7 protein-coding genes are annotated in these 12987 nt (G+C 41.7%); 6 read left to right on the top strand and 1 reads right to left on the bottom strand.

The window, feature by feature from the left end; translation table 11 throughout:
* Positions 1-4 precede the first annotated feature (4 nt).
* From ACTXGH_RS09820 to ACTXGH_RS09795, 6 genes are all read left to right on the top strand, one after another.
* Positions 5-2947 carry a tyrosinase family protein gene (locus tag ACTXGH_RS09820; protein WP_439296346.1) on the top strand — a complete coding sequence of 981 codons (2943 nt, stop codon included), beginning with the start codon at positions 5-7 and terminating at the stop codon, positions 2945-2947.
* A gap of 383 nt (positions 2948-3330) precedes the next feature.
* Entirely contained in the window at positions 3331-4092 is a 762-nt protein-coding gene (gene phbB / locus ACTXGH_RS09815) for an acetoacetyl-CoA reductase (protein WP_439296345.1), read from the top strand.
* Between the two features lie 123 nt (positions 4093-4215).
* Entirely contained in the window at positions 4216-4935 is a 720-nt protein-coding gene (locus tag ACTXGH_RS09810; RefSeq protein WP_439261093.1) for a phasin family protein, read from the top strand.
* A 241-nt stretch (positions 4936-5176) separates the two neighbouring features.
* Positions 5177-7324 carry a class I poly(R)-hydroxyalkanoic acid synthase gene (gene phaC, locus ACTXGH_RS09805; protein ID WP_439296344.1) on the top strand — a complete coding sequence of 716 codons (2148 nt, stop codon included), beginning with the start codon at positions 5177-5179 and terminating at the stop codon, positions 7322-7324.
* A 111-nt stretch (positions 7325-7435) separates the two neighbouring features.
* Complete coding sequence (locus ACTXGH_RS09800) at positions 7436-9961, top strand: DUF3141 domain-containing protein (RefSeq protein WP_439296343.1); 2526 nt, start codon at positions 7436-7438, stop codon at positions 9959-9961.
* Positions 9962-10170: 209 nt separating this feature from the next.
* Entirely contained in the window at positions 10171-11172 is a 1002-nt protein-coding gene (locus ACTXGH_RS09795) for a D-cysteine desulfhydrase family protein (RefSeq protein WP_439296342.1), read from the top strand.
* Between the two features lie 244 nt (positions 11173-11416).
* Here the strand turns inward: ACTXGH_RS09795 and ACTXGH_RS09790 are convergent, their stop codons facing one another.
* A complete protein-coding gene (locus tag ACTXGH_RS09790; RefSeq protein ID WP_439296341.1) occupies positions 11417-12397 on the bottom strand; it encodes a glutathione S-transferase family protein in 981 nt (326 codons plus the stop codon).
* Between the last annotated feature and the right edge of the window lie 590 nt (positions 12398-12987).

Here is a 12987-nt window from a genome sequence, read left to right as displayed (position 1 = left end):
ACTCATGACTTGTAGAAAAAACGTGAATTCTCTGACGACAGAGGAAAAGGCTGCTTTCATTAATGCTATTAAACTTATGAAAGCCGAAGAGTACGTGTACGTCGACGATCCAAACGATCCAGAACACGTACGTACCAGATATTCTAACATCACCAACACCTATGATAAGTATGTACTTGACCACTATGTCGTCGCGCGAACAGGAACACCAGGAGGTTGGGGGGTAAATGATGGGGTACGAAATGGAGCGCATCGCGGTCCAGCATTTTTGCCGTGGCACCGTGCGTTTATACGCCAGTTTGAGCTAGACTTGGACAGATTAGTACCTGGAGTAACATTGCCGTATTGGGACTGGGCGTCAGACGCGGCAGATCCTATGAATGCGGCCGTCTGGGCCAATGATCTTATGGGCGGCAATGGGTCTGGTACGGGTAACTTTGTTCAAAGCGGTCCGTTTGCTTATGATGCTTCAGACATAAATAACAGTTGGAATATCATTGATATATTCGGAAATAATACCGACTCATCGGGTATGCATTTTGGGTTGGTACGAAATTTTGGCTCTCGTCCTAACACTCCGGACTTGCCCACTCAAGCTGACATTGATGAAATTCAGCAGATCTCCATTTATGACAGCGGTAATTTCGATGCAACGAGCACGGAGGGTTATCGTAGCGCGAATGAAGGACGCATACCTGTCAATGGCAAAACACCTCCGCCCGGAAATACCCATAACCTCGTCCATGAATGGATAACTGGCTCTATGCTGCCTCCCACCTCACCCAATGACCCGGTCTTCTTTCTACATCATTGCTTTGTGGATAAACTGTGGGCTGATTGGCAAGCGCTGCATCCAACAGTGCCTTATGTACCTGGAGACACAGCAAGCGATGATCTCGAAGGTCACCGCTTGAGCGACACACTCTTTGGCTTGGGTACGCTGGTATCTGAGACGTTGGATCACCACGCTATGGGATACTCATATGATACGGATACGCCGCCTATAGTGACACCGACTAACACGACGTTAGTGTTTAATGCCACACCTGTAGGTAGTACAGCGGTGCGGGCTGCAACTTTTAACATAAGTCCTCCTAGTCCTGACAACAGTTTCTGTAGAGAGCTAATCTTTACTATCACGTCCGGCCCAACAGGTACAGGGTTTGGAACGCCTGACGGTGATAGGGTCGTTGTTAATAGAGACAATACCAATGTAGCGCAGGTTTGGTTTTCGTACACGGCTACCAGTGTTGGTAGCTCAGGTCCAGAAACCGCGGAAGTTAGCTGTGTGCAAACTGGGCAGACATGGCTCATTAGTTTATCTGCCACGACTATCCCCAAACCAACGGTCGCCACCGTTTTGGTATTGGATAAATCTGGTAGTATGGCTTGGGACGCAGGCGATGGTCGGTTACGTATTGAAGTGCTCAAAGACAGCGCGCCTGTATTCGTCGATCTATTGGGTGACGAGGACAGTATTGGTGTGGTGTACTTCGACAACGATGCGACTCTGGGGACTTCGATTGCGGTTGCGGGCGCGTTAGGGACGGGCTCTGGGCGTATAGCTGCGAATGAAGCCATCACGGATCAACCATCACCTGGCGGTTCGACGTCTATTGGTAGTGGGATCGAGTTGGCCAGTAGCGAGTTGGATGATTTGACTCCTAGCAGCTATAATCATACCGCTATAGTGGCGCTAACGGATGGTCGCGAAAACCGAGCGCCTTACATTAGCCAACTTATAGATGATGGTATCATTGATGGTAGCGTCTTTGCTATTGGCTTGGGCACGGCGCAACAGATCAGTCCTGCTGCTTTGGAAGCATTGACTGGTAGTACAAATGGTTATGTCTTAATGACTGGTACTTTGGATACTGATGACTACTTTACGCTTCAAAAATATTTTTTGCAGATACTGTCAGGAGTTAAAAATACAGAGGTAGTGATGGATCCCGAGGGTTGGATTCAACCTGCCCGCGAGATACGTATTCCGTTTAATCTTAACGAAGCAGATATCACAGTAGATGCAATCTTGTTGACGGGAGACGCTCTACCAGATGTTTTTGACTATATGCTTGAAACTCCGAGTGGCAAAATAATCGACCCAAGCATTGCCAACGCTTCTGTTGAGTTAGCGTTTTCAGCAAGTGAACATGTGCAGTTTTATCGCATGACTTTACCGACCGCTGTTGCAGGGCTTGAAGAACGTGAAGGTCAATGGCATGCAGTCCTCAATCTGAATGAAAAAGTGTTCGCTAAATATTTAGCCGGCCTCGAAAATGACCGTGAAAAATTTGATGAGGTCAAGACACACGGGCTACGCTATTCTTTTAATGTGCATTCTAGTTCTGATCTACGCTTTAGAGCGCAGCTTGAGCAGGCTACCCGAGAACCAAGTGGTATGATAACTTTATCAGCTCAATTGACTCAATACGAGCGCCCCTTAGACAATGGTGCGTCCATCCGAGCAGAGTTAGAAAGACCTAATGGCACTAAAATAAACCTAACCTTATCGGAGGTTGAGCCTGGTGTTTTCAATGTCGCATTCCATGCTGCTTCAGCCGGTGTCTATAAGGTACGGGTTTTGGCGAAAGGTCAATCAATACAAAACAACCCCTTTACAAGGGAGCAGCTCTTAAGTGCTTCTGTCTGGATAGGCGGTGATGATCCGTTCCCAAGCAGTAATACGGATGGATATGATCAAAAACTCTGCCGTCTGCTTATGTGTTTGCTAGAGAAAGATAGTATTCGCAGCTTTCTCAAACGACAAAAGATTGATGCCGAAGAGGTGAGTGAATGCCTTAAAAAAGCTTGTGCAGATAACCGTCGATCAAAGTTACGACCAGAGGTTACTAACAATAAAGAATTGACCGATGCCTTGGTCGCGTTTGTTAAAAACCCAAGCCTCATAGTAAAGTGGCTTAGAAATGCAAAAAACAAGCCGTAATCTTATGGACGTATAGCAAGATGGATGTATAACAAGCCAAAGGAACGGCATACTGCGTTTCTTTGGCTTTATAATTAATATATGAATGATTTTCAAAAATTTTTCAACATTACTCAGATTGGTACCTAAGTTTAGATTGTTACTTGAGTTTAGATTGGTATCTAACATGGTAGTTTTGATAAATATCTAAGTAACTTGACCTTTATGTTGTATTGTTAAACGCAGTCGTTTTCTTTAATACTAAACCCCTACAAATAACAATGGTTTATTACCAACATGGAATAACTACTATGAAATAACTGTGCTATATTCTAATGAAAGAATACGACTGTGCACTCATTGGTCATTAATAATTAATCCTCACTCATATAAGGAAGTTTTTTATGTCAAAGTCAGATGTTTCGGATAAAAAAGTTGCTTTAGTAACAGGTGCGCTTGGTGGAATTGGTACAGCTATTTGTGAGAAGTTAGTGACTAATGGCTATCATGTCATAGCGACCTTGAGTCAAGAAGATCCTGAGCGTACAAAAAAGTGGTGCGAAGATAATGGATTTGACTCGGATAACTTTGAGTTTCTTGCTGTTGATTTGAGTAATCACGAAACTGCGATGGCAGCGATTAAGCAGACAATCGACAAGTACGACAGTATTTATGCTTTGATAAATGGAGCGGGTATCACTCGTGATAGCAGCTTCAAAAAAATGAGCTTTGCGCAGTGGCAGCAGGTGATAGAGACTAACTTGACGTCTCTTTATACCATTGTCCATCCAGTTTTCGTCAAGATGCTAGAACAAAAAACCGGTCGCATCGTCAATATCAGTTCGATAAATGGCTTACGTGGTCAGTATGGTCAGACGAACTATTCAGCCGCCAAAGCAGGTATTATTGGATTTACTAAGGCATTGGCATACGAAGGAGCTTCTTCATCAGTTACCGCCAACGTCGTTGCTCCTGGTTATACATATACACCCATGGTAGAGAGTGTACCTGAACATATCATGGATAAAATTAAAGAAACCATTCCAATGAATCGTTTGGCTAGTGCAAACGAAATCGCTGCTGCTTGTATGTATCTTATCAGTGAGGATGCCATATTCGTCACAGGTGAAACCATATCAGTTAATGGTGGTCAGTATATGTCTTGACTTTACTGTTAAACATTTTTGTTACAGTACTGTATAAAGTGACAAACTTAATAATATTATAATGTTTTCTTAACCTTCAACGCATACGATTTTTTCTCAACCGTCAATATACGGAGCAATAAGATGTCACAACAAACCCCGCAAGATTATATGAACCAGTTCAATGAAAATGCAAAAAAAATGTTCGAACCTTGGACAAAGCTAAACCAATCGTTCGATACAAGGAGTAATGATATGTCACAACAGACCCCGCAAGATTATGTCAATCAGTTCAACGAAAGCGCCCAAAAAATGTTTGAACCTTGGACCAAGTTGAACCAAGCTTTTTTAAAAAACGCTGAAATGATGACCGAGTTTTCACTTAATACTATTAAGACCTACGCAGAAATGGGTTTAGAAAACATGCGTCAAGTTTCAGAAATAGACTCTCCAGAAGCTGCCAAAGACTTTAGCAGTAAGCAAGCAGAGATGCTTAATACTATCAGTCAGAAAATGCTATCAGACGCTCAGCGCATGACAGAGCTTGGCAGCAATATGCATGATGACGTTATGAAAGTTTTGGGTGAAGTTCAGGGTCAAACCAGTGAGCAAATGCAGTCAAGTATGCAGAAAACTGCTGATCAAGCAACAAAAAAAGGTCAAGAGTACGCAGCAAACATGAACAAAATGGCTGAGCAGTTTACTGAACAAGCCACAAAAGCTGCGAAAACTGCGACTGGTGCAAATACCAAATCAGGTGCAAAGACAAATACCAATACTAACTCGAATACCTCAAATACGAAAACGAGCACAAAGACTGGAACTAGTAATACCAGCAGTACTGGAAAATCAACAAATAAGTAATTGTAATTACTGATAAATTTAATCATCTTATTGGTTGTTATTGATGAGATATCATGTAATTATTAAACCTAAAAGGTGGGTTAGAGAACTCTATCCCATCTTTTTTCTATTGTGCTAGCTTTATTGGATCAATAGGCTTGCACTTTTGTACAAATTAGAAGTGTTTTATAACTATATATCGTTTAAAGCTGGATACTGTTTAAATCCAGTATCGTTTATGGATAGGAAAATAGGTAAAGATATGGATAATCATAAGTCCGATAAAAACAATCAGCAATCCGATGACCAATCAAATACATCATCGCAAAAACCAAATACACAACAGTCAAATACACAAGATAGTCAAAACAACACTAGCGATGCCTTTAACTTTAATAGCTTTGGTCAACAATATTTAGATCAGTTAAACCAAGTAAATCAGCTTAATCAATCTTTATTTGATCAATCTAATCAAGCTTCAAATCCGTTCGAAGCCAACATGAAGCTATGGCAGAACTCAATCAATAATTTTGGCAATTTTATGATGCCAAGTACTTCTGAAAACGTTGATTCGCAAAAGCCAGACTCACAGCAAGGTGATCAAAACAAGGACCAACAAAGCGCTGACAGCGATATGGGTGATCTTAACGAGTTGTCCCAAAAGTTTTTTAGCGAAACGTTAAAACGAGTTGGCCAAGATGACAACATAAGCCAATCTCTGATGCTCAATATGATAGATGGATGGCAGAAGTTTAGCACAGGCGTAGCAGACAAAAGCCCCACTGCATTAATCGAACAACAGATGAATTTATGGAAACAACAGTTCCAGCTGTATCAAAATACCCTGATGAAGGGCTCTGAAGACCAAATACAACCTCTTGTCACTCCAGAAAAAGGCGATAAACGCTTTACAGACGAAGAATGGACCAACAATCCTATTTTTGACTTTCTAAAACAAAGCTATCTTCTAACCGCTAATGGCATGATGGATACCATTGATAATACTGAGGGAGTTGATGAAAAAACCCGTCAGCGCTTATCATTTTTTACTCGTCAATGGTTAAATGCAATGGCGCCAAGTAATTTTTTATGGAGTAATCCTGAAATACTGCGCTTGACCATGGAGTCAAAGGGACAGAATCTGGTAAGAGGACTCAAGCAGCTAACAGAAGACATGGAAAAGAGCTCCAAAATGCTGAGCATTCGCATGACGGATCATGATGCTTTTAAGCTTGGTGAAAACATCGCTACAACGACAGGCAAAGTGGTGTTCCGTAATCGGTTGTTTGAGTTGATACAATATAATCCAACGACAGCCAAAGTTAAAAAACGTCCTTTATTGATTGTACCGCCATGGATTAATAAATTTTATATCATGGACCTAAAAGAGAAGAACTCATACATTCGTTGGGCGCTCAATGAAGGCCATAGTGTCTTTGTGATGTCGTGGGCCAATCCAACGCGGGCTTATAAAGACGTCAATATGAAGGATTATATGCACGAGGGACTGCTGACGGCTTTAGATGTCATTAAGGAGATTACAGGGGAGTCAGCCGCTAACGTCATCGGTTATTGTATCGGTGGTATGTTACTGGCGTTGACGCTATCTTGGTTGACTGAAAATAAGCAGGCAGATCGTATAGCCAGTGCAACTTTTTGGGCCACGATATTTGACTTTAGCGATCCTGGAGACTTAGGCGTATTTATTGACGAACGTACGGTCAGTGCGCTTGAGCAAGAAGGAGAGCAGCAAGGGGTGTTTGACGGACGTCTGATGGGCGCCGCCTTTAGTCTATTACGTGAAAATAGCCTTTATTGGAATTATTATGTGCAAAATTACCTAAAAGGGGAGCGTCCAATTCCTTTTGATCTTTTATATTGGAATTCTGATGCTACCAACGTGACTGCCGCATTGCATAGCTTTGTATTGCGCGAGCTGTATTTGGGCAACAAAATGATTGAAAAAGGCGAGTTGGCATATGACGGAGTAAAGGTTGATTTGTCAAAAGTGACTATCCCAACCTATGTCGTCGCAACATTACAAGACCATATCGCCAAATGGAAAGGAAGCTATGCGTCTACACAAGTGCTGGGTGGTGATGTTACCTTTGTACTCGGTGAGTCAGGGCATATCGCTGGCATTATCAACCCGCCAACGGGTAAGTATGGCTTTTATACCCATGAAGATTATGTCGCCGATCCTGATGAATGGTATGCCAAAGCAGAAAAGCACGATAAGAGCTGGTGGCTACATTGGAGCGAATGGATCAATCAGCACAGTGCAGGTGAAGTAGATAGCAGACAACCGGGTATCACGTATACAGGTAAAGAGTGGCAGATACTCTCTGATGCTCCAGGGGAGTATGTACATGTCAGGGCAGATGAAGCTTTACGCTCAACTGAACCTTAATAAATCTTGTCTGTTAGTAAACAATTAGCCTTAGTGGAATTAGCCTTAGAGGATAATCAATAATAGCAGTATATAAAAAACATTATCGTCAACTCAAAATTGGAATCACCTATGTCAGACACTATTGAAAAAAATATTGAAAATCCAAACAAAGCCGAGGTGTGGTTAAGTCGTAGCAACCCACATCATAGAGCTACAGGTTTGATACCAAACTTTCAAGAGATGGTAAACCATCAGTTTTACAAAAATGAAAATACCATAGACGAGCTCAACCTACAAAATAACTATAGAACAGACGGCGCAGGTTTACTGATAGAGGTTACTTGTAAGCATTTACAACAAAATCATAAGCAAATTCAAGAAAATATCCAGACACTGAATCAAGATAAGAATGCCATCATAAAAAGTTGGCAGAAGATCTCTACGCCAAAAAAACTATGGCAAGAATGGTTGAGCTACAGTACAGATAGTAGTAAACGACTTTTACAAACAGTCGATGTACTTAAAGAGCGTGGTGATATTTTTCTTGAGCATGAGCTGGCTGGCTGCCCGCCAGTCTTAGATTATGACTACCAAGTAATCATGGATGCAACCAAGTTTGAACGCCCATGCAATTACGTCTTGCTAAGAATAGAACCACCTAAAGGGATTGTCACCAACGACGATGAGCGCCCTTATATCGTGATTGACCCCAGAGCTGGCCATGGTGCAGGTATTGGTGGCTTTAAGCATGAGAGTCAAGTCGGTGTCGCACTTAACAAAGGCCATCCTGTGTATTTTGTGGCATTTAAGCGTCTTCCTGAGCCGACGCAAACCATTGCCGATATTACTTATGCTGAAGGAAAGTTTGTCCGTGAAGTAGAAAAAAGACATCCCCATGCACAATCACCAGTAATCATTGGTAACTGTCAAGGTGGGTGGGCGGCGCTTATTTTGGCTGCAACCAACCAAGATATCAAAGGGCCTATCGTCTTGAATGGTGCGCCCATCTCAGCTTGGAGCGGAGAGGTTGGAGTCAACCCGATGCGTTACAAAGCAGGCGTCAATGGCGGTACTTGGCTATCTATGCTTAGTGCTGACATAAATAATGGCGTATTCGATGGGGCAGCACTGGTTGATAATTTTGAAAAAATGACCCCTTATCGTAACTATGTCGGAAAATATTACGATCTTTACAAGAACCCAGAAGCTAATCGTCAGCGCTTTCTTGACTTTGAGCGTTGGTGGGGTGGTTTCTTTTTAATGAATGACAAAGAAATTCAGTGGATTGTAGAAAACATCTTTGTTGGCAATCGTCTTGCTCGCAATACCGCACAGTTAGAAAAAGGGACAAATATTGACCTGCGTAATGTCAAAGCACCTATTATCGCTTTTGCTTCACATGGTGATGATATTACCCCGCCTCCTCAGGCATTATCGTGGATTCTAGATGCTTATAGTGATGAGCGAGATGTTGAGGTTTGCGGTCAACGTATTATCTATATGATTCATGAGCAAGTAGGCCATCTAGGTATCTTTGTCAGCTCCAAAATAGCCAATCATGAGCATACAGGTATAGCCTCAATCATGGATATGATTGAAGTTTTACCACCAGGATTGTATGAGTTGCACATTGACCATATTGAGGGATCGGGGCAAGAAAAAACGTTTACCGTTGATCTAAAACGTCGTACTTTTAAAGATTTAAACCAAGCGCTAGGAGACGACCGAACCGATGAAGAATTATTCAAAGCGGTACATCGGTATTCTATGACTCAGACTCAAGCTTATGAACATAATTTGCGCCCACTAGTAAAAGCTATGAGCAATGAAACTTCCGCTCAATTTCTTCGTACTATGCACCCATTGAGACTCCAAAGAAGTATATGGAGTAGTAGAAACCCGCTAGCAGTAGCTACTTGTCATTTGAGTAAAGCAATGACTGGTACAACTGATAACCAGCAGAGCGAAGACTTCGTCCCTGCAAAAAAAGCTAAAAAAGCGCGTCATTCTTCTGATAGTTATGCCAGAGTGAAACTGCCAGCCATCGAATCTATGCAGCAGGACAACCTTTTCTTGCAAGTCGAAAAAATGTTTATGGATAGTGTCAGAGTGACGCTAGACTTTTGGCGAGATTGGCAGGGTAGATATACAGAGAGTATGTTCTTTGGGATTTGGTCAATGCCTTGGTTTCGTGAATATGGAGAATCAGTAGGCTCACGTCGTCTGTTGAATAAAGACGAACTGCATGAATTGCCAAAGGTAGAAGAGGCACTGACCAAAATCTCTGAAGGCAGTTTTAATGAAGCTGTCGTGCGTATGATGATTTTGTGTAATATAGTTGCTGATGACAATATAGACCGTGACCAGCTGATGCGTTTGACTGAAGTGCTGACTGAACAAGAACCATTTAGTCAACTTTTGAACACCGAATTGGCAGCCATGATACATACTCAGACGCTTATCGTTCGTTTTGCTGAAGATGCCTCTATTGAGTCTTTGAGCACACTCATCGAAACCAAGTCAGAACGCATCAAAGCATTCAAACTGGTTTATTATGTGGTTGGCGATAAATCAGAAGATAGGAATTATAGGACGCTATCGATGATGAATGATATCAAAGCTGCATTGGGTTTAGCTGATACTGATATTAAATAGTAGTTTTCACAAATGTGAAAACCTCAAGTATTGGTTTACTTGGGGTTTTTTTGTCTGATGGCTTGTTGAGCATAGTGCATGATTAAATAAATATTTTTGCAGCTTGAAACTATGCTGTTAACATTAGCTAAATAACCACTTTGCATAACGGTTGCCAGTGGATAAGGCTTAGCATTATCTATCATTTTCTATTATAAAATGGACAAGACATGGAATATAACCATATACCTAGACAGTCGTTAGGATTTTTCCCAACACCATTAATTGAGCTCAAAAGATTGAGTAAAAAACTTGATGGCCCTAAGATTTTTATGAAAAGAGATGACAATACGGGGCTAGCATTGGGTGGTAATAAAACCCGTAAGCTTGAGTTTATCATCGGTGATGCGCTGGCCAAAGGCACTGATACCATCATTACGGCGGGTGCTGCGCAATCCAATCATTGTCGCCAAACGGCAGCTGCTGCGGCAAGCTTGGGTCTTGAATGTCATTTAGTATTAGGCGGAGAGGAGCCTGAGCAAGTCAGTGGCAATCTATTATTGGATAAAATATTTGGTTGTCATATTCATTGGGCAGGAGCCAACCGCAAAGGTGAGGACATTCCTCAAATCGTTGAGCAATTAACCAAAGCGGATAAAAACGTTTATGTGGTGCCTTATGGTGGCTCAAGCGAGCTCGGTGCTCTAGCATTTGTAGAAGCTTTTAAAGAGCTAGAGTTGCAGCGTGAAAGCATCAACGAGACATTCACTCATATCGTCTTTGCATCCAGCTCTGGTGGCACACAAGCAGGCTTAATGCTTGGGAACAAGATTTTCAACTTGCCTTATCAGATAGTAGGCATCAACATTGATAAGGGCGAAACCGATAAAGTGCCGTTTGATCAATATACTGTCGCACTTGCTAACAGTACAGCAAAACTCATCAATGCAGATTATAAGTTTTCAGAGTCCGATTTGATGCTTAATTCTGATTATGTTGGCGAGGGTTATGGGGTGGTTGGCAAACTCGAAAATGAAGCTATTGAGATGATGGCGCAAACAGAGGGAATATTACTAGATCCGGTTTATACGGGTCGTGCGATGGGTGGTCTCATAGACATGATTCGTACGGGCCAAATCAAGAAAACGGATCGTGTTTTGTTTTGGCATACGGGCGGTGCGCCTGCTTTATTTGCCTACTCAAGTGATTTGGATGTCACTCAAAAACGCTAACATGAGTGACGTTTAAAACATCCAAAAAAAGAGCTACCCAAGATTATGCTTATAATCTTGGGTAGCTTATTTCTTATGCAAACACTTTTTTATTTACTATAATCGATACTAAATAAAATGGATACGTTATTTAATAACGCAAAACTGGTATGAATTTTACTTACTTACTTGCTGTAGCTAGCAGATAGATGCTGCGAAAAACTCATACCAGTCGCCCTGTATCTTGTTATCGTTACCTTTTTATTTACGATAACTGTTCGCGATCATGCGGCGTATTAAAGTCAAGATAAGGTCCGATAGGTACGATACCAGTTGGGTTGATGTTGGCATGACTGGTGTAATAATGGGCCTTAATATGATTCATATTGACGGTCTCAGCTATACCTGGCACTTGGTATAAATCTCGCAGGTAACCCCAAAGGTTAGGGTAATCAACGATACGGCGCAGGTTACATTTAAAATGACCGACGTACACGGCATCGAAACGCACTAGGGTAGTAAACAAACGCCAATCGGCCTCGGTAATGGTATTACCAACCAAATGACGCTGATTCTCTAAGCGCTTTTCTAATACATCTAACGCATCAAATAGCGTATTCACAGCTTCTTCGTAAGCTGCTTGCGTGGTTGCAAAGCCGGATTTATAAACCCCATTATTGACAGCAGAATATACAAATGCATTAATCTCATCAATCTCTGCTAATAGCTCTGACGGTATAAAATTACCTGGTAGCGCACCAACCTCATCAAAGGCTGAATTGAACATGCGAATGATTTCAGATGACTCATTGCTAACGATAGTGTTGGTTTTTTTGTCCCATAAAATAGGGACAGTGACGCGCCCTGTATAGTCTGATTTTGCTCTAGTGTATATCTCATAAGCGTAGTTAGCATGTGAGATAGGGTCGGCAATGACACCCGCACCTTCTCTAAATGTCCAGCCGTGATCACCCATATAAGGATGAACGACCGATAGCGAAATCATATCTTCCAAACCTTTAAGTTTACGATAAATAGTCGTACGATGCGCCCAAGGGCATGCTAGAGATACATACAGATGATAGCGATTAGGCTCAGCCTTAAAGCCACCTGCACCTGTTGGTCCTGCGCTACCGTCTTTGGTAACCCAGTTTCTAAAGCCTGACTCTTCGCGTTTAAAATGGCCGTCACTAGCGTCGGTATCGTACCATTGGTCCTGCCATTTACCATCGACTAATAAGCCCATACCGATCTCCTGTCTATTTTGATTTTAGTATTGATTTTCAATTTAAGTTTGAATTAAAAACGACGATAACTAATATTGACAAAGATAGGTGATCGTTCAGCTTGAGTATTTATTAAAAAGGGTATGCAAAGAGGTGCTATCTTCTTATAATTTTGTAGTTATCACCAAGCGTTTATCTCGTTCGTAATCAATCCTACCGTTATATAGTCATTATAGTTTATGGGCTATAGACAGATAAACAGCAATAATCACAAATGAAAGTTCTTGTTTAAAGAACAATGATAAACCAGGTTAGGATGTATTGGGCATTAACGACAAACCAGCCGTAAAAAATAGCGAAGCAGTAAGCTTTTATTTTTCACCCCAAAAGTTACCGTTCGCTATGTCTTGTACAATGCTTATTATTGAAACTTGGACAGTACCAAAATCCAGTCAGTGTTACTATTTAGCTGTGACTTACTTGAGTATCATAATCAATCAGTCGCTCTGGTTCAGACGACTCACTAAGAATACTGAGCTATGCTGAAGAAACCGTACAACTAAACTTGGTAAACTAAGCGTATTGACAGGAGTTTACCATGACCAAGAAA

It is taken from the genome of Psychrobacter sp. 1Y10, assembly GCF_052259005.1.
Lineage (GTDB): Bacteria > Pseudomonadota > Gammaproteobacteria > Pseudomonadales > Moraxellaceae > Psychrobacter > Psychrobacter saeujeotis.
This window is presented reverse-complemented; position numbering and strand designations above follow the sequence as displayed.

Excerpts from the sequence above, each read along its gene's own strand:
- ACTXGH_RS09790 (WP_439296341.1), bottom strand. The coding sequence starts at position 12,397 with ATGGGCTTATTAGTCGATGGTAAATGGCAGGACCAATGGTACGATACC.
- ACTXGH_RS09810 (WP_439261093.1), top strand. The coding sequence starts at position 4,216 with ATGTCACAACAAACCCCGCAAGATTATATGAACCAGTTCAATGAAAAT.
- phbB (WP_439296345.1), top strand. The coding sequence starts at position 3,331 with ATGTCAAAGTCAGATGTTTCGGATAAAAAAGTTGCTTTAGTAACAGGT.
- ACTXGH_RS09795 (WP_439296342.1), top strand. The coding sequence starts at position 10,171 with ATGGAATATAACCATATACCTAGACAGTCGTTAGGATTTTTCCCAACA.
- ACTXGH_RS09820 (WP_439296346.1), top strand. The coding sequence starts at position 5 with ATGACTTGTAGAAAAAACGTGAATTCTCTGACGACAGAGGAAAAGGCT.
- ACTXGH_RS09800 (WP_439296343.1), top strand. The coding sequence starts at position 7,436 with ATGTCAGACACTATTGAAAAAAATATTGAAAATCCAAACAAAGCCGAG.
- phaC (WP_439296344.1), top strand. The coding sequence starts at position 5,177 with ATGGATAATCATAAGTCCGATAAAAACAATCAGCAATCCGATGACCAA.